We start from the raw sequence: 18,071 nt of genomic DNA on the forward strand, positions 1-18,071 counted from the left end.
TGTTCAGTGCCCGCCGCCGGGCCACCACAGCGCGACCGTCAACCCGAGCAGACCCAGCGCCAGTTGCACCAGCACCACATCAGCCATCCACCGGCCGATCCCAGCGGTGACCGGCCCCGGCCCAGCGGTGCCCGCGCGGATAGAGCCGCATCGGGGTGATGAGTGCCGCGATATCGGTGACCAGGTGCCGGACCACCTCGGCATGCTCGAATCCGGGTACGACGACCGCCCGGGCATCCCACTCCTGCGCGTGCCGGGCCAGCGCCAGCGCGGTCACCCGCGGACCCGCGTCCGTGACGACGGTGAACACCAGCCGGTATCCGTGCCGCGCCGCCAGTTCGTGCAGGTCCACGGCGGGTGCCGGGACATCACACCGGACCAGGGCGATAGCGGCGGGACGGTCACCGGTGACCATCGGGGCCGTCCGTCTCCGCACACCAGCGGCGAACGGCGTGCGCGAGGTATTCCAGCCGTTCGATGGACGGCAGCACCGCCACCGGCCCGTCCGGTATCCCGGTCGCCCCCGGCACGCGGGCGGGTAACCGCGCCGGACCCGAGGCGCCCGGTCTGTACTGGTTCGGCAATCCATTGACACGCATGAGGAATCACCTGCTCCTGGCATAGTGTTGGCGAGCACCCGGCGCAGGGTCCAACAGGGCATCAGCGACCAAACTGTGAATGCTGGACCACCAGTTCGCGGCGCTCCTGGCGTTGACCTGGTGTCCCCCAGGGTTTCTGGAGGTGGCCTGCGCCGGGTGCTTCCTCAGTAGACAAGGACGGCAACGGGTTCGGAAGCTTCCGGTGCGTCAATTCCTGAGAAAATTTGCAACATTCCAGTTTTTGCCCTCCGCGCATTCCAGTTCGAGGCAGACTGCGTTCCAGTGCGGGATGTGGAGGCCCGCGCAAAGGGGAGTGGGATGACAGACAGGGAGACCGACAGCACTTTCGCGCGACGGATGCTGGGGAGACAACTACGAAACCTGCGCGAGACTTCGGGAGTCAGTGTCCAAGCGGCCAGGAAGGCCATCGGCGTAGGGCATCAGACCCTATGGCGCTTGGAGACCGGACAGTCCACACGCATCTCGGCCTTACAGGTGCGGGAGCTGTGCCGGATCTACAAGGCGCCTAAGGAGGTTACAGATGTCCTGCTGGACCTTCTGAGTGGACTGTCGTACAAATCGTGGTGGCACGCCTACCGCGAGGCGGTACCGAAGGACTTCGACCTGTACCTGGGTTTGGAGGTCGCGGCCAGCCGATTCCTGACCTATGCCCCGACGCTACTTCCCGGACTGGTCCAGACACAGCCGTACCGGCGGGCGATGATCTGGACATCGAATCCAGGGATGCGCACTGTAGAGGTAGAGCAACACATCGAGATCGCGACCCGGCGGCAGTCGCGGTTACACGACGACCCCAACCTGGAAGTGGAGATCCTGGTAAGCGAGGCTGCGTTACGGCACCAGGTCGGAGGCCCTGCGGTAATGGCCGAACAGCTGGAGTATCTCGCCGAGTTGAGCGAGCTCCCCAAGGTATCAATCAAGGCTGTCCCCTTCACTGCTACTCACGTCGGCCTCGACGCGGGATTGTTCGTCCTGCTGGAGTTCCCACCGCATCGAACAGCATGGTTGTCAGAGCCGCCGGTTGTGTACGTTCAGGGCTACACCAGTGACCAGTACCTCGAGCGGCCAGAGGAAATCGACCGATACCAGATGGCAGCCGCCGGCATCAGGCGTGTGGCGCTCGACGAAGACCGAACCCGAGATCTGGTGAAGAAGATAGCGAAGGAGCACCATGAACAGCGCTGACCTAACCGGGGCACAGTGGTTCAAGAGCAGCCGAAGTTCCGGCACCAAAGAGTGCGTCGAGACGGCGCACCTGGACGGAGGGCTCGTCGGCGTGCGCGACTCCAAGAATCCGACCGGCCCGGCCCTGGTCTTCACACCCGGCGAGTGGGATGCCTTCTTGGCCGGTGCCAAGTCCGGAGAATTCGACCGACCGTAGTCCCTGAGTACAGGCCCCTGCCCGGAGGCGAGTCCCTCGGTCGCCGCGCCCCTCGAGAGGAGGCGGTGACGGCGACCGAGTTTCGCTTCCGGCCGGCGCCCCCGTATACGCTCCGCTCCTTCACTCACCAGCCGACGACAGGCGCGGCTCTTGAACCTGCGAACCACGATGCGCCAGTGAGGAAGTCGGAGCCTGCGGGTAGTTTCGCGGTCATGCCAGCCCAACCGTCGAACCCGCACGACGCGTACTTCCGGCACGTCCTGGCTCGCCCCGCCGACGCAGCCTCGGAGCTACGCGCCGCCCTCCCGGAGGCTCTCACCCGGCGGATCGACTGGAACCGGTTACAGCTACAACCGGGCAGCTTCGTCTCCACCGAACTACGTTCCCGTTACAGCGACCTGCTCTACCGCACCCACCTCGACGGCCACACCGCCTACCTCTATCTCCTCATCGAACACCAGAGCAGCAGTGACCGGTTCATGCCGCTGCGTATCCTCGAGTACCTGGTCAACATCTGGAACCAGCACCGCGACCATCACCCGAAGGCCCGCACCCTGCCCGCCGTCATCCCCCTGGTCGTCCACAGCAACAGCACCGGCCAGGCCTGGAACGCCCCCACCGAGATATCGGACCTCATCGACCTCGACCCCGGCACCCGGGACATCCTGCAGCCGCATCTGCCCCGGCTCAGATTCCTCCTCGACGATATCGCCGCCACCGACCTGGCCGCGCTGCGCGCCCGCGACCTCACCCCCGCTACCCGCGTCATGCTGGCCCTGCACAAGATCGCCCCCCGCAATACCGACCTCGGTTCCGATATGCTGGACCTGGTCGACGACCTGCGAGCCCTTGCCACGGGACCGCACCCGATCAGCGAACTCCAGGCCGTCATGACCTACATCCTCATAGTCGGCGACACCACCGAAGACGACCTCGACCCATTGATCGAGCAACTCGGTCCCCGAGCCAAGGAGGCCATCATGACCACAGCCGAACGGCTCCGCGCGGAAGGCCGCGCCGAGGGCCGCGCCGAGGGCCGCGCCGAGGGCCGCGCCGAGGGACTCGCCGAAACCTTGGTCAAACTGCTGACCATCAAATTCGGCTCGCTACCCGATACAACCATCAGCACAATCCGCACAGCCACCCCCGATACTGTCGACACCTGGCTGCAACGCCTCATCACAGCCTCCACCCTCGACCAGGTCTTCGCCTGACGACCCCACGAAACGCTCGGACCCTTCCAACCGCCGAGCGTTTCGTCGTCCGTGTATCGGACATGTCCGCAAAGTGGTTCGAGAAAGGCCGTTGCGGCGGCCGAGTCGTTTCGTCCCCAGCCGACGCAGCTGTGTACACGCCCCGGCGACCTCGACCCATTGATCGAGCAACTCGGTCCCCGAGCCAAGGAGGCCATCATGACCACAGCCGAACGGCTCCGCGCGGAAGGCCGCGCCGAGGGCCGCGCCGAGGGCCGCGCCGAGGGACTCGCCGAAACCTTGGTCAAACTGCTGACCATCAAATTCGGCTCGCTACCCGATACAACCATCAGCACAATCCGCACAGCCACCCCCGATACTGTCGACACCTGGCTGCAACGCCTCATCACAGCCTCCACCCTCGACCAGGTCTTCGCCTGACGACCCCACGAAATGCCCGGTCTCTCCGCTCGGCCGGGCGTTTCGCTCTCAGCTGGGTCGGCCCGGCGGCAGAATGCTCCGCTCAGCGCGGACCGCGGGGCCGCCACCGGCCGAAGCCACCTTCGGTGCAGATGACCTGTCCGGTGATCCAGGCGCCTCCTCGAACCGACCGTCACCTTCGCGGCCGCATACGCGACGAAGAGCAGGGGGCCCGACCCGTCCAGAGCATGCTCGGGCCCTGGTGGCCCTCCCGCGTAGGCCTTCACCACCGCACTGCAGCGCGGCACACCAGCCCACATTTCGGCATCGCGGCACGCGGGAAAGCAGCAGAGACCTCGACCGCACGCAGTCTCGGCCGTTCGCCGATTCCTCAGCATCGCTGCCTGGGCGGAAGGCGATCGAGGGTGGCGAACCGGTTCCGGTAGTTCGTCTCCGCGAAGGCGAGAAAACGCTGCACATCATCGATATTCGACGGTGTCCCGAAGGAGACGCGGACAGCGCCGCCGGTCGGCAGCCCCAGCGCCCGAAGGTATTCGTCGATGGTGTCGAAGCGGGTTCCGGCCAGACGACGAAGCAGGGACACATCGATATCGAAGGCGCGTTCACCCGCACCCGGGTTACAGAAGCAGCCGGTGCGCAGCGAAAACCCCGCCGCCGCGAACTCGTGTGCCACCAGGCGTTCGTCGACGAGGACACCATTCGGGTCGAGGAAGTTGAACGCCACTGTGCCCCCGCGCCGGACGGTGTCTCGGGGACCGTAGATCCGGGCCATCGGCGCCCCGTTGTCATGTGTCAGCGAGCCCAGCCGATCCAGTAGCCAGCCGGTGAGACAGCGGACTCGGCGGCGCACCAGATCGATGCCGATATCGTTGAGCCAGCGAATACCGAAGGTGACATCGGGAATCGACAAAAAGTTCAGTGTGCCGTCCTCGAAGGCGCTTTCGTCATCGGTGGGGGCATGCCAATCGCCGAGCGCGCTCACGGCTGTGACCGTGCCGCCGGCGAACCACGGCCTGCTCAGCCGGGCAAGCGCTTCCTTGCGCGCGACCAGGCATCCGACTCCGGTGGGATATCCGAACACCTTGTACCAGCTGATGGGTACGAAATCGGGCTGCACCACGGACAGATCGAGCCGATTGGTGGGCAGATAAGCCGCCGCGTCCAGCAGGACGTCGTATCCGTATTCGTGCGCGATATCCACCCATTCCAGGGGGTGCTGCACCCCGGTGAAATTGCTCTGCGCGGGATAGGCGAATACACCCTGGGGAGAAGGCGTGTCCTGGCGCGAAGCCGGGTGCGGGGTCCGCGCGTGCACGCTCAGCGCGGCGCGTACCGCGTCGTCGGTCGTGCGCAGGTCCGAGGTCGTGATCGGCACAGTCGCCACCGCGGAACCTCTCGCTCTGGCGAATTCCCGTATTCCGGTGACGGAGTTGTGATTGTCTGCGGTGAATACGAAACGGGTGCCCTCGGTGAACGGATAGGATTCGCCGAGGATCCGGCAGGCGGCGCTGGCGTTGGCGGTGAAGATCACCCGATATTCGCCGGCCGGTGCATGAAGATGATCGAGAACCGCCCGACGTGCCTGTTCGATCAGATCGGTGGCGGCCCGCGAAGTCGGATTCTCCGAATGCGGATTGCCGAAACAGCTCTGCGATATCCGGGCCAGGTGCGCGCGGTGTTGTGCCGTCGCGGCCAACCCGGATCCGGCGAAGTCGAGGTAGACCTGGTCACTGTGGTTCAGGTACGAATACTCCGTCAGGCGTAACCGGTCGAGCGCGCCCGTGGATTCGTAGTCCGGGTAGGCGGTGCGGAAGCTGTCCGGAACGCCACTCGGCGCAGTGACCTGCCTGCTCATAACTCGATCCCTTCTGCCGGGCAGCCGACCCTGTTCCTCTCGAACCTCCCGGAGGAGCGCAACCCGGGGGGTGTACGCCGGGTCCGGTCGAGACGATGAGGCCGCGGTAGCTCGGCGAGGCCGATGAGCAGATCGACACCGTCGCGTACCACCTCGGGCGCCGCTTCCCATCCCCCTTTTACGTTATACCCGATCCGGGCCCCTCATGAGGCTGCGAATTATCGCCCATAATCGCCCCCTGACGCGGGAACCTACAGGTCAGGAGCAGTGGAATGGGTTACGTATTGGGTTTCGAGGAGATCGATCGGACACGGGTTCCGGAGGTAGGCGGCAAGGGTGCGAACCTCGGAGAGCTTTCACGGATCGACGGTATCCGGGTGCCGGACGGCTTCTGTGTGACGACAGCGGCCTTCCGGCGGGCCGTGGCCGAAGTGCCCTCGCTCGACGAGCGGCTCGATCGATTGTCCGCTCTCGAACCGGAGGACCGCGAGTCGATCCGGGCGCTGAGCGCGGAAATCCGTTGTGCGATCGAGGCAGTCGCCGTTCCCAGCGATATGGCGACCGAAATTCTCGGCTCGCTCGTCCGGCTCGGTGAACACGACGCCTATGCCGTGCGATCCAGCGCGACGGCCGAGGACCTGCCGGCCGCGTCCTTCGCCGGTCAGCAGGACAGCTATGTGAACATCGCGGGACCGGCGGCGATCCTCCGGCACATCGGCCGGTGCTGGGGTTCGCTGTTCACCGAGCGGGCCGTCACTTACCGGCTGCGCAACGGCTTCGACCACCGCATGATCGATATGGCGGTGGTGGTGCAGCGGATGGTTTTTCCACGGGCCTCCGGGATCCTGGTCACCGCCGACCCCGTCACCTCCGATCGCAGGGTCGTATCCGTGGACGCCGGATTCGGTCTCGGCGAAGCCCTGGTTTCCGGCCTGGTGAACGCGGATGTGTACAAGGTGCGCGACGGCGCCGTCACCGACAAGACGATCGCCACCAAGAAGGTCGCTGCGCAGGCCGCGCCGGGGGGCGGCACACATATCCGCGAGATCGAACCCGGCCGGCGGGATCAGCCGGTGCTGACCGATGCGCAGATCGTGCGCCTCGCGCAGATCGGCCGGTGCATCGAGGCACACTTCGGCAGCCCGCAGGACATCGAATGGTGTTCGGCCGGCGACGAATTCCATATCGTGCAGAGCCGGCCGGTCACCACGCTCTTTCCGATTCCCGAGGCCGAGGACAGCGAGAACCGCGTCTACGTTTCCGTCGGCCACCAGCAGATGATGACCGACCCCATGAAACCGCTGGGAATCTCGGTGTGGCAGCTGACGAGCCCCGGGCCCATGCGCCACGCGGGCGGCCGATTGTTCCTCGACGTCACCCAGCGCCTGTCCTCCCCGGCGGCCCGCGAGGGCCTGATCGAAACCCTGGGCACATCCGATCCGCTCATCGGGGACGCGCTGCGGACCGTTCTCGAACGTGACGACTTCGTCCGGCCGGGCGCGGACGAGGCACCCGGCGGCCCACCGGCCGGCGCCACCGCACCGATCGCGACCGATCCGGCGATCGTGGCCGAACTGATCGCGCACGGCCGGGCCTCCCTCGACGCGTTGAAGCGCGATATCGCGACCAGATCCGGACCGGAGCTGCTCGACTTCATCCTGGCCGATATCCAGGAGCTGCGGCGAAACCTGATGGGACCACGCGGGCACCAGGTACTCATGGCGGGTATGGAGGCCGCCTGGTGGCTCAACGAGCGGCTCCAGGAGTGGCTGGGCGAGAAGAACACGGCCGATACGCTCACCCGATCGGTCCCCCACAATGTCACATCCGAGATGGGCCTGGCGCTGCTGGACGTCGCCGATGCGATCCGGCCGCACCCGGATATCGTGGCCTTCCTACGGGAGGTCGAGCATTCGGGAGCCGCGGGAAGGGATTTCCTGGACGAGCTGGTGCGGCTGCCGGGCGGGCGGGAGGCGCGGGCAGCCATCGACGCCTATCTCGAGGAATACGGTATGCGCTGTGTCGGCGAGATCGATATCACGAGGCCACGCTGGAGCGAGCACCCCGCCGCACTCGTGCCGGCGCTGCTCGTCGATATCGAGAACTTCGAGCCGGGCGCCGGCACGCGGCGCTTCGTGGACGGCCGGCGCGAAGCCGAGCAGAAGAAACACGAACTGCTCGAACGTCTCCGTGCCCTGCCGGACGGGGAACGGAAAGCCGAAGAGACCGAACGGATGATCGACCGCGTCCGTGCCTTCTCCGGCTATCGGGAGTATCCGAAATACAGCATGGTCAGCCGCTACTTCGTCTACAAACAAGCCCTGTCGGAGGAAGCCGATCGACTCGTGCGCGAGCACGTGCTGCGCGGGGAAGAAGATATCTTCTACCTGACCTTCGAAGAGCTCCACGAGGTCGTTCGCACGCGCCGGGTGTCCTACCGGCTCATCGACGAACGGAAGGCCGCTTTCCGCTCGTATGGAGCGCTCACACCGCCCCGGGTGCTCACCTCGGACGGCGAAGCGGTCATCGGAACGTACCGGCGCACAGACCTACCAGCCGCGGCGCTGGCCGGAATACCGGTGTGCGCCGGAATCGTCGAAGGGAGAGCCCGCGTCGTATCGGATATCGGGCAGGCCGAACTCGCGGCGGGCGATATCCTGGTCACCGCCTATACCGACCCGAGCTGGACTCCCCTGTTCGTCGCGATCGCGGGCCTGGTGACGGAGGTGGGCGGCCTGATGACCCACGGCGCGGTGATCGCCCGGGAATACGGCCTCCCGGCCGTTGTCGGTGTGGAGCACGCCACCCGGCGAATCCGCGACGGGCAGCGGATCCGCGTGCACGGTACGGACGGCTACGTCGAGATCCTGTCCTCCTGAGCCGAGTGCGGCAGCGTTTCGGTCCCGGCCCCTCGCTGGAGCCGAAACGCGGCCCGGCCGCTTCCAGCGTGCGGAGGCGCGGACGGATCGCCTCATCGGCGAGAAGTTCAGACCCGCTCTTTGGACCTCGTGCGCACGCGCAGCGCGATCGGTTTCTGGGTTTCGGCGAAGAAGTCGTTGCCCTTGTCGTCCACCACGATGAACGCCGGGAAATCCTCCACCTCGATCTTCCAGACCGCTTCCATACCCAGCTCGGGGTATTCGAGGACCTCCACCGATTTGATGCAGTCCAGGGCCAGCCGGGCGGCCGGGCCGCCGATCGAACCGAGATAGAAACCGCCGTGTTCCTTGCACGCCCTGGTGACCTGAGCGGAACGGTTGCCCTTGGCCAGCATGACGAACGAGCCGCCCGCCGCCTGGAACTGGTCCACATAGGAGTCCATCCGGCCCGCGGTCGTGGGGCCGAAGGAACCCGAGGCGTATCCGTCGGGGGTTTTCGCCGGACCGGCGTAGTAGACGGCCATATCGCGCAGGTACTGCGGCATCTCCTCGCCCGCGTCGAGCCGCTCCTTGATCTTGGCGTGCGCGATGTCACGGGCCACCACCAGCGGGCCGGACAGCGAGAGGCGGGTCTTCACCGGGTATTTCGACAGTTCCGCGCGGATCTCGTCCATCGGCCGGTTCAGGTCGATCTTCACGACGTCCCCGCCGAGGATCTCGTCGGTCTGCTCGGGCAGGTACTGCGCGGGTTCGCGCTCGAGCTGCTCCAGGAACACACCCTCGGGGGTGATCTTGGCCAGCGCCTGCCGGTCCGCGGAACAGGAAACCGCCAGGGCCACCGGGCAACTGGCACCGTGCCGGGGCAGCCGCACCACACGGACATCGTGGCAGAAGTACTTACCACCGAACTGGGCGCCGATCCCGAACGACTGGGTCAGCTTGAACACTTCCTGCTCGAGTTCGAGATCTCGGAAGGCGTGCCCGGTCATCGACCCTTCGGTGGGCAGATTGTCCAGATAGTGCGCGGACGCGTATTTGGCGGTTTTCAACGCGAATTCGGCGCTGGTACCGCCGATCACGACGGCGAGGTGATAGGGCGGGCAGGCCGCGGTACCCAGCGAGCGGATCTTCTCGTCCAGGAATTCCAGCATCCGGGTGGGATTCAGGATGGCCTTGGTCTCCTGGTACAGGAAGGATTTGTTCGCCGAACCCCCGCCCTTGGCCATGTACAGGAATTTGTAGGACGGGTGCGCCGGATCGCCGGGCGCGGAGTACAGCTCGACCTGAGCGGGCAGATTGGAGCCGGTGTTCTTCTCGTCCCACATGGTGAGCGGCGCCAGCTGCGAATACCGCAGGTTCAGTTTCGTATAGGCGTCGAACACACCGCGACTGATCCATTCGGCGTCGTCCACACCCGTGAGCACGCCCTCGGATTTCTTACCCATCACGATCGCGGTACCGGTGTCCTGGCACATGGGCAGGATGCCGCCCGCGGAGATGTTGACGTTCTTCAGCAGATCCAGGGCGACGAAACGGTCGTTGCCACTGGCTTCGGGATCGTCGATGATCCGCCGCAGCTGCGCCAGATGCGCGGGCCGCAGATAGTGGCTGATGTCGTGCATCGCCTCGGCGGTCAGCAGGCGCAGCACCTCGGGGTCGACCTGCAGGAAGGTGCGGCCACCGGACTCGAAGGTGCGTACGCCCTCCGTGGTGAGCAGCCGGTACGGGGTGTCGTCGGCGCCGATCGGGAGCAGGTCTGAATAACGGAACTCGGGAGCGGTCACCGATCGCACTCCTTCGGAGGTGGGCTGCGGGTAGAACAGATACAGCCACGGTGAACGCCGCTGTACCGGGGGTCGAGCACAGCGAGCTTAGCGGCCGAGCACCCCACCGCCGTTAGTAAGGCAAACCTAAATCGTAATCCGGTGAGCGCGTTCACACCCTCTGTTACGTACGAGGTTCCAGCGGCGGGTACGCGGCCGAGAACAGCCCGTGGGTGATCATCCCGCCGTGGTTCGTACCGCTTCGGCCGCCGAGCCCCCGACCCGCACCGGGGCCTCGGCCCCCAGCCGGCGTTCGAAACCCTCCGGAATCACGATATCGGAGCGGTCGAGTTCGGTGACCCTGGTCTTTCGCAGGCCGAGCAGCGCGGAATCTATACCGCCCCGCAGGATGTCGAGAACGTTCTCCACCCCGGCCTGCCCGTTGGCCGCCAGACCCCACAGGTACGCACGGCCGATCATCACCGCCCGCGCACCGAGCGCGACGGCCTTGACCACATCGCTACCCCGCCGGATACCGCCGTCGAGCAGGATCTCGATCTCCTGACCCACCGCGTCGGCGATCACCGGCAGCGCACGGATGGACGCCGGGGTGCCGTCGAGATTGTTCCCGCCGTGATTGGATACCGAGATCGCGGCCACACCGGCGTCGACCGCCCGCCGGGCGTCGTCCACCCGCATCACACCCTTGAGCATCACCGGCCCGTCCCACTGCTCGCAGACCCAGGCCACATCGGCCCAATCCGGCGGGGTGGTGCCCATCCATTCGCCGTAGGCCCCGAAGAAGCCGGGTGCGGGCGCCTCACCGAGCGCCATATTGGGCGCGGTGAGGTCGGGCAGGGTGCCCGATTTCAGATAGCGGGCCAGCCAGCGGGGTTTCGTCATCACCTGCGGGGCGAAACTCGCCATGGTGCGCAGATCCAGTTTTTCCGGAATCACCGGTGAGCCCCAGTCGCGGCCGTGCGAGAACGACCAGTCGAGGGTGAGGATGAGCCCGACCACACCGGCGGCCTTCGCCCGCGCCATCCGCGCGGAGATATCGTCCTTGCTGCCACACCAGTAGAGCTGGAAGAACGTGGCGGGGTTGGCGGCGACGACCTCTTCCACCGATTTGCTCGCGAACGACGACAGGCCCATGGCGGTTCCGCGGGCGGCGGCGGCCCGCGCCACCGCGACCTCTCCGTCGGGATGGACGGCCTGCACCCCGGTCGGCGAGATGAGCACCGGCATCGAGATCTGCTGCCCCAGGACGGTCGTGGACTGGTCGCGCTCCCCGATCGGGCCGGCCACATGCGGAGCGAATCCCAGTTCGGCGAACGCCGCCTGGTTGTCATCGATGGTCTGGCCACGCTCCGAGCCGGCGACGAGGGCGCCGTATACCGATTTCGGCAGCCGCTTCTTCGCCCGGCGATGCGCCTCGGCGACGGTTTCGAACCACGGGTTCATGGTCGGATCCTTTCCACTGGTTCCGGCCACCAGCGCCGGACCTGCTCGAACAACTGGGTGACGAGATCGGCGAGCAGCCGCGCGCCCTCCCCGGCATCGGCGCCGGTGGGATCACCGAGGACTCCGTTGGCGCTGACGGCGCGCACTCCACCCGTCCGCAACTGCGGCAGCACTTCGGCCAGCGGGCGGGTATCGCCGGGCCGGGCCCGGTCGCCGCGCACACGCTCCGGGGAAAGGCTCAGCTGTAGCGAGGTCTCGGTGCGGCCGGCATGGGCGTCGCCGGAGTAGCGCGGCAGGAACAGCTGGATATCGCGGGATTCGCTGCGCAACAGGGTCACCGCCCGGCGTAGCGGTTCCACATTTCCGCCGTGCCCGTTGACCAGCACGATCCGCTCGAAGGTATCGGTGGCCGACCGGCACAGTTCGACGATCAGCAATTCCAGCGCCGCCTGCCCGATCGAGAACGTGCCCGGGAATCCACGATGCTCGCCGCTGGCGCCGTACGCGACGGCCGGGGCGACCACCACGTCCGGGCGGCGAGCGGCCAGACCCGTGCACAACGCGATCGCCAGATCGGTATCGGTGGATATGGGCAGATGGGGACCGTGCTGCTCGGTGGACCCCACGGGCACCACGAGCAGCGCCCCGCTGTTGCCCAGATCACCCACCTCGGGCCATGTGAGGTCCGCCACCATCATGCCGCCGACATTAACGTCAGTCACTGACACAATCAACCCACTCCCGGAGGGGAACCCGGAAACCGCATGCAGCGACACCACCGGGCTCGGATCGACGGCCCTCGGTCTCGACGCAACCCGCAATTATTCGAAGGGCCTCTTCTACGGGTGGAATTCGTTGGGAGAAATTCGTTATTCGGCAGGATGTGGTCGCCGATCGACAGGCTCACTCGAAGGCCTGCCCCGGATGCCTTGTGGGATATGACGAACAGTGCCACCCGAGTTCATCGGCACCGCGAAAACGGCCCCGGACTCCCGCCCTGCCAAAGTGGGCGGCAAAATCGCACCGTGACGGCACAGCATCCGCGAGGACGCCCCCGGGGCACCACCAAACGCGAACTCGAACTGATCGCCATGCAGATGTTCAGCGAACAGGGGTTCGACGAGACGACGGTCGAGCAGATCGCGGCGGCGGCGGGGATCAGCGGACGCACCTTCTTCCGTTATTTCCCCGGTAAGGCCGAGGTGCTGTGGTACTCGTTCGACGACGAGGTCGCCGAGTTGCGCGCCGCCTTCGCGACCGTGGCACCGGACGAGCCGATGATGACGGCGGTGCGGCGGGTAGTGGTGAACGCCAACCGCTACCGCGCCGAGGACGTCGCGGAACTGCGTACCCGGATGAAACTGGTGGCCGATGTCCCCGCCCTGGCCGCCACCGCCGGCGCCCACTACGACGCCTGGGAACGCGCCGTGGGCGAGTTCGCGGCGTCCCGGCTGGGAGAACCCGCGGATTCACTGATCCCGATGGCTGTGGGCCGGACCACCCTGGCCGCCGCCCGTGCCGCCTTCGACGCATGGCTGGCCCGCGCCGATACCGATCTGACCGTATATCTCGATCGCGCCCTCGCGGCATTGGAGCGCGGCTTCGCCGGATCGGACGCGTCGCCGATCACAACCGAGGAGTAACCGGACCCACAGGTTTCACCGGCATAGCAGCGGGGGTATGACTAGGCTCGGTATCGGCACGACCGCCGAAGTCACTACGATGTACCGGACCGCCGTCGAAAGGGGCACAAGTTACATGTCCGAGGTGTCCATGGGCCTTTCGGCGGACTCATTGGCCGAGGTTTCCGTCGACAAGCTGCTTCCGCAGCTCGTCGAACACCTGCGCCAGAACCGCACCGCACTGCGGGAGGAGTGGGCACGGCGCATCAGCGAAGCACGGTTGCTCACGGCGATGACGCCCGAGGAGGTTTTCTCCGAGGCGACCTCCACGTACGACTATTACGTGGAAGTGCTCGAAACCGGCAGCGTCGAAGCGTTGCAGGGTTACGCCCGCGACCTGTCCGAGCGCATCATACCGAGAGGGGTGGAAACCGACGAGATCCTCGGCATGGTGCTGCTGTTGCGGGACGTATTGGCCCGCTCCCTGTTCGAGAAGTACCAGTCCAACTTCGACCTCCTCAACGCTGTCCTCGACGCGTACGAACCGGCCGCGAATCGAATCGCCAACACGGTGGCCATTTCTTTCGTACAAGAGCGCGAGCGTGTGATACGCCAGCAGCAGGAAGCGATCCGCGAGCTGTCCACCCCCGTGCTCCAGGTGCGCGAGCAGTTGCTGATCCTGCCGATAATCGGCGTTCTCGACAGCCAGCGGGCCCGGCAGCTCACCGAACAGCTACTGAGGGCGATACGCGACAATCGCGCCAAAGTCGTGGTCATCGATATAACCGGTGTGCCCGATATCGACTCCACCGTCGCCAACCACCTGGTACAGACCGTGGACGCCTCCGGTTTGATGGGTGCGAGCGTGATCATGACCGGGTTGTCCTCGGAGATCGCGCTGACCCTCGTGACCATCGGCTTGGACCTGTCCAAGGTGAACGCGGTCGGCGACCTCCAGGGCGGTATCGAAGAAGCGGAGCGGTTGCTGGGCTACGAAGTATCCCGGGCGACCGAGCGCAGCGAACGCGATTCGCGCTGACGGAATCGATATGCCGGTACCGATCCTCAAACAGGGCACATATCTGATCGCGTCGGTACAGTCCGCGCTGACCGACGCCGATACCGAGCGCCTGCAGGCCGACCTGATGAACCAGGTCAGCAAGTATCGCGCCCAGGGCATCATCGTCGACGTGACAGCCATCGATGTGATGGACTCCTTCGCCGCCAGATCGTTGCGCACCATCGCGCATATGACGCAGCTGCGCGGCGCGGAGACCGTTATCGTCGGCCTGCAGCCCGAGGTCGCATTCGCTATGGTTCAACTCGGCCTCACCTTCGAGGACATGCACACCGCACTGGACCTCGAGGAGGGCTTGGCTTGGCTGAACCGGAAGGCTTCGGCCCGGCACCGAGATGGTCGTGACAGTGGCCGCTGAGCAGGTGGTTATCGCGGTGAAGATGTCGAACGACATCGTGACCGCACGTCAGGCCGGGCGGGAGCTGGCCGAGGAACTCGGCTTCACACTCACCGACCGGACGATGATCTCCACAGCGATCTCCGAGGTCGCGCGGAATATCACCAGTTACGCCGGGAGCGGCGAGATCCGGTTGCAGGTGGACGAGCGCGACGGCCGCCGCGCGCTCGTGGTCCAGGCCAAGGACCAGGGGCCGGGGATCATCGATATCCCCCGCGCCATGGAAGACGGTTATTCCACCGGTCTCGGCCTGGGTCTGGGGCTACCCGGGGCCAAACGCCTGATGGACGGTATGGCCATCGAATCCGCGCCCGGCCAGGGCACCCTGGTGGAAATGTGGAAGTGGGTACCCAACGGTGCATGAGGACGGGTTCATCGGCCGGATCGAATGGGCGATGGCCGGCCGCGCCCTCCCCGGCCAGGATGTGTCCGGGGACCGCTGTGTCGTCCTCGATACCGGTACCGGAGCCGTACTGTTCGCGGTACTCGACGGCCTCGGCCACGGCGCCGCCGCGGCGGCCGCGGTCGATCGCGCCAGCCGGGTGCTCGCGGAGAACCGCGGCGAACCGCTGGACGTGCTCATGGTGCTGTGCCACCGGGCCATGTCGAACACCCGGGGCGCCGCGGTGACCCTGACACTCTTCGGCGCCGAGGAGGCACAGTGGCTGGGGGTGGGCAATGTGGAATCGCAGGTGCTCACCGCGGGCCCCACCGGACCGAAGGTCAGCGCCACCGCGCTGCAGAGCGGCGGAATCGTGGGGTATCGGTTGCCCTCCACCCTGCAGTCGCAGACCGTACCGGTCCGTCCGGGCGATCTGCTGCTGATGTCCACCGACGGGGTGGAGGTGAAGCCGGGTAAGAGCATCGACCTGGCCAAATCGACCGCGGATATCGCGCAGGGCCTGCTGGAACGGCACGCGAAGGACACCGATGACGCACTGGTCCTCGCCGCCCGGGTACGGGGTGTCTCCAGCGGGACCCCGCAGCGAGCAGTGTCGTGATGCGCCGGAGCCGGCGATGAGTGAGATCTTGGCGGCGTTCCTGGACGCCTACGCCGGTGCGCTACGCCGTCATCTCGCCGCGCCCGAAGGCGACGGTCTGGCCGAAGGCCACGAGCTCGGCCGGCGCGCGCTGGTGGAAGGCATCAGCCTGCTGGATCTCACCGAGCACCACTTCCGGGTGGTGGAACAGGTGAAAGCCGAGAACGCCCGTGCCGGACGCGCCCCGGAGGCCACATCGGTCCCGGGCGCCGGGACCACGGATCACACTGCCGAAGACGCGCTCGAATTCCTGCTACAGACCCTGATCACGCTCGATGTGGCCACCCGCGGTTACCTCGACGGCACCCGGCGCTACGAACAGCAGCGTTCCCGTGCCGACGATCTCGCCGGCCGCGACGCGTTCCGCACCGCGCTGGTCGAATCGCTGCAGGACGGTTTCTTCGTCGCCGACGCGCGCGGCACGCTCATCGAGGTCAACAAGGCGTTCGGAGAGCTCACCGGTTACGGTGCGGCCGGGGTGCCCTATCCGATCCCGCACCCGTGGTCGATTCCGGAGGGGCCCCGCTACCCGGATCTGGGCACCGAAGCCTCCCGTTTCGTGGTTCCCATCCAGCACCGGGACGGTCGGCGCCGCTGGATCGCGGTGAGTACCAGTGCCCTGGTGAAACCGGATGGCGAGGAGCACATCTTCGTCGGCACGGTGCGCGATGTCACCGCCGAACACGATGCCCAGGCCCGCGATCAGGCTGCCAACCGGCTGGCCACCGCGCTCGCCGCGGCCACCACGGTGGCGGAGGTCCTGGAGGTGGGTCTCGACGAACTGCGGCGTACCGTCGGCGCCGAAACCGCGGTGGTCGCGGTCTGGGCGGGTCACGCGGCGCCCGAGCTGTACGTTTCCGGGACGCCGGCCGAGACGGCGCAACTCGAGCCGGGCACGGAGGCCCTGCTCAAACGGGCACGGGTGCGCCCCGGGCGCACCCTCATCGCGGTTCCGGAGGGCGCGGGCAGCGCGGAGGGGATCGTCGCCCCACTCGGCGAGAAGAGCGATGCCGCGCTGTGGTTGCGCTTCGCCGTGCCGCGGGTGGTCGATGCCGCGGATTGGACGCTGTTCTCACTGCTCATCGGACATCTGAGCCTTGCCGTACAGCGCGCCCGCAACTTCGACCAGGCCCGGTCCACCTCGCTCACCCTGCAGCGGGCCATGCTGGGCCCGATCGAACTGCCACCGCGGTTCTCGGTGCACTACGAACCGGCCCTGCCGCCCCTCGAGATCGGCGGCGACTGGTACGACGTGGTACCGCTACCGGACGGAACCATCGGCGTCGTGGTCGGCGACTGTGTGGGTCGTGGATTGTCCGCCGCCGTCGTGATGGGACAGTTGCGGACCGCGGCGCGCGCGCTGCTGCTCCGCGGCGCCGGTCCGGCCCAGCTGCTCACCGAACTCGATCCGGTGGCCGCCCGGATACCGGGCGCCCTGTGCACCACCGTATGCGCGGCGGTGCTGGACCCGGTGCGCGGACTGGTGCGGTACAGCAATGCCGGCCATATGCCACCCATCCTCGCCGATGTGGACCGTAGCGGCCGACTGCTGGAGGGCGGCAGATCGGTGCCGCTGGCGACCTTCGACACGCCGCGCCGCCCGGAGGCCACCACTCCCCTGCCGCCGGGTTCGACCCTGGTGCTGTTCACCGACGGCCTGGTGGAGCGGCGGGGCGAGGATATCGACGAAGGTTTCGCCAAGATCGCCACCGTGCTGGCCGATACGGCCGAGAAGCTGCCCCGCGAGGTCGCCGACGCGGTGCTGTCGGCCCTGCGCCCGGAGGGTGGGTACGACGACGATATCGCCATGGTCGTCTACCGGCAGCCGCCGGCACCGCTACGGTTGGATGTTCCGGCCCGGCCGGATCGCCTGGCGATGCTGCGCCGTACCCTGACGGCATGGTTGTCCGCCGCGGCGGTACCGCACAATCTGACCGCGGATCTGGTGGCGGCCACCAACGAGGCGTGCAGCAACAGTATCGAGCACGCCTACCCGGAGCGGACCGGGGAGACGGAGCGGGTGGTACTCACGGCCGAATGTGTCGGCGGCCGGGTGGTCATCGAGACCACGGATACCGGGACCTGGCGGCCACGACCGGCCGACCCGGGCCCACGGGGCCGGGGTATCGATATGATGCGGGCACTCACCGAAGAACTCGAAATAGATCACGCCGGGCCGGGTACGCGGGTGCGGATGTCGGTGACCCTGCCGGCCATCACGTTCCCGGTGGCCGGTGCCCTCCGCGGGACACAGAAACCAGCCGGTGGCGAGACGATGCAGCGAGATCGAGGGACTCATGGCAGATTGTAATGATGTGACCAACACTTCTCCAGACGC

17 protein-coding genes are annotated in these 18,071 nt (G+C 66.7%); 11 read left to right on the forward strand and 6 right to left on the reverse strand.

Annotation, left to right across the window (positions count from 1 at the left end):
- Positions 1-79: 79 nt before the first annotated feature.
- Both ACYR7D_RS24585 and ACYR7D_RS24590 read right to left on the reverse strand, forming a co-directional pair.
- Complete coding sequence (locus tag ACYR7D_RS24585; protein WP_459546887.1) at positions 80-415, reverse strand: hypothetical protein; 336 nt, start codon at positions 413-415, stop codon at positions 80-82.
- Entirely contained in the window at positions 402-599 is a 198-nt protein-coding gene (locus ACYR7D_RS24590; protein WP_459546888.1) for a hypothetical protein, read from the reverse strand. Before ACYR7D_RS24590 ends, ACYR7D_RS24585 begins: the two co-directional genes overlap by 14 nt.
- A gap of 318 nt (positions 600-917) precedes the next feature.
- Here ACYR7D_RS24590 and ACYR7D_RS24595 point away from each other — a divergent pair, with 318 nt between their 5' ends.
- From ACYR7D_RS24595 to ACYR7D_RS24610, 4 genes are all read left to right on the forward strand, one after another.
- The gene (locus ACYR7D_RS24595; protein ID WP_459546889.1) at positions 918-1,805 is read left to right on the forward strand and encodes a helix-turn-helix domain-containing protein; all 888 of its coding nucleotides are present in this window, start codon (positions 918-920) and stop codon (positions 1,803-1,805) included.
- Positions 1,792-2,001 carry a DUF397 domain-containing protein gene (locus ACYR7D_RS24600; protein WP_459546890.1) on the forward strand — a complete coding sequence of 70 codons (210 nt, stop codon included), beginning with the start codon at positions 1,792-1,794 and terminating at the stop codon, positions 1,999-2,001. The genes ACYR7D_RS24595 and ACYR7D_RS24600 overlap by 14 nt, the downstream gene beginning before the upstream one ends.
- Before the next feature lie 212 nt (positions 2,002-2,213).
- Positions 2,214-3,215: an Rpn family recombination-promoting nuclease/putative transposase gene (locus tag ACYR7D_RS24605; RefSeq protein WP_459546891.1), complete on the forward strand. Its 1,002-nt coding sequence runs from the start codon at positions 2,214-2,216 to the stop codon at positions 3,213-3,215.
- A 198-nt stretch (positions 3,216-3,413) separates the two neighbouring features.
- On the forward strand, positions 3,414-3,635 hold the full coding sequence (locus ACYR7D_RS24610; RefSeq protein WP_459546892.1) for a hypothetical protein: 222 nt from the start codon (positions 3,414-3,416) through the stop codon (positions 3,633-3,635).
- Positions 3,636-4,005: 370 nt separating this feature from the next.
- On the opposite strand, the gene ACYR7D_RS24615 is transcribed toward ACYR7D_RS24610, so the two are convergent.
- A complete protein-coding gene (locus ACYR7D_RS24615; protein WP_459546893.1) occupies positions 4,006-5,490 on the reverse strand; it encodes an aminotransferase class V-fold PLP-dependent enzyme in 1,485 nt (494 codons plus the stop codon).
- A 272-nt stretch (positions 5,491-5,762) separates the two neighbouring features.
- Between ACYR7D_RS24615 and rph the strand changes: the two genes are divergently transcribed.
- On the forward strand, positions 5,763-8,369 hold the full coding sequence (gene rph, locus ACYR7D_RS24620; RefSeq protein ID WP_459546894.1) for a rifamycin-inactivating phosphotransferase: 2,607 nt from the start codon (positions 5,763-5,765) through the stop codon (positions 8,367-8,369).
- A gap of 107 nt (positions 8,370-8,476) precedes the next feature.
- Here rph and ACYR7D_RS24625 read toward each other — a convergent pair whose 3' ends face one another.
- The 3 genes from ACYR7D_RS24625 to mftE all read right to left on the reverse strand — a co-directional run bounded on the left by ACYR7D_RS24625 (position 8,477) and on the right by mftE (position 12,291).
- A complete protein-coding gene (locus tag ACYR7D_RS24625) occupies positions 8,477-10,153 on the reverse strand; it encodes a fumarate hydratase (protein ID WP_459546895.1) in 1,677 nt (558 codons plus the stop codon).
- A gap of 216 nt (positions 10,154-10,369) precedes the next feature.
- Positions 10,370-11,596 (reverse strand): pre-mycofactocin synthase MftD, encoded by a 1,227-nt coding sequence (gene mftD / locus ACYR7D_RS24630; RefSeq protein WP_459546896.1) that lies wholly within the window; start codon positions 11,594-11,596, stop codon positions 10,370-10,372.
- Positions 11,593-12,291 (reverse strand): mycofactocin biosynthesis peptidyl-dipeptidase MftE, encoded by a 699-nt coding sequence (mftE, locus tag ACYR7D_RS24635; protein ID WP_459550273.1) that lies wholly within the window; start codon positions 12,289-12,291, stop codon positions 11,593-11,595. The genes mftD and mftE overlap by 4 nt, the downstream gene beginning before the upstream one ends.
- 330 nt (positions 12,292-12,621) lie before the next feature.
- On the opposite strand from mftE, the gene mftR reads away from it, so the two are divergent.
- From mftR to ACYR7D_RS24665, 6 genes are all read left to right on the forward strand, one after another.
- Positions 12,622-13,239 (forward strand): mycofactocin system transcriptional regulator, encoded by a 618-nt coding sequence (gene mftR / locus ACYR7D_RS24640; RefSeq protein WP_459546897.1) that lies wholly within the window; start codon positions 12,622-12,624, stop codon positions 13,237-13,239.
- 115 nt (positions 13,240-13,354) lie between these two features.
- Complete coding sequence (locus tag ACYR7D_RS24645; protein ID WP_157107340.1) at positions 13,355-14,257, forward strand: STAS domain-containing protein; 903 nt, start codon at positions 13,355-13,357, stop codon at positions 14,255-14,257.
- A gap of 10 nt (positions 14,258-14,267) precedes the next feature.
- Positions 14,268-14,654, forward strand: a complete 387-nt coding sequence (locus tag ACYR7D_RS24650; RefSeq protein ID WP_459546898.1) for an STAS domain-containing protein — start codon at positions 14,268-14,270, stop codon at positions 14,652-14,654.
- The gene (locus tag ACYR7D_RS24655) at positions 14,632-15,057 is read left to right on the forward strand and encodes an anti-sigma regulatory factor (protein ID WP_459546899.1); all 426 of its coding nucleotides are present in this window, start codon (positions 14,632-14,634) and stop codon (positions 15,055-15,057) included. The genes ACYR7D_RS24650 and ACYR7D_RS24655 overlap by 23 nt, the downstream gene beginning before the upstream one ends.
- Positions 15,050-15,694: a SpoIIE family protein phosphatase gene (locus ACYR7D_RS24660; protein WP_459546900.1), complete on the forward strand. Its 645-nt coding sequence runs from the start codon at positions 15,050-15,052 to the stop codon at positions 15,692-15,694. Before ACYR7D_RS24655 ends, ACYR7D_RS24660 begins: the two co-directional genes overlap by 8 nt.
- Positions 15,695-15,710: 16 nt before the next feature.
- Entirely contained in the window at positions 15,711-18,044 is a 2,334-nt protein-coding gene (locus tag ACYR7D_RS24665; protein WP_459546901.1) for a SpoIIE family protein phosphatase, read from the forward strand.
- Positions 18,045-18,071: the final 27 nt, after the last annotated feature.

The organism is Nocardia sp. X0981 (assembly GCF_977089955.1).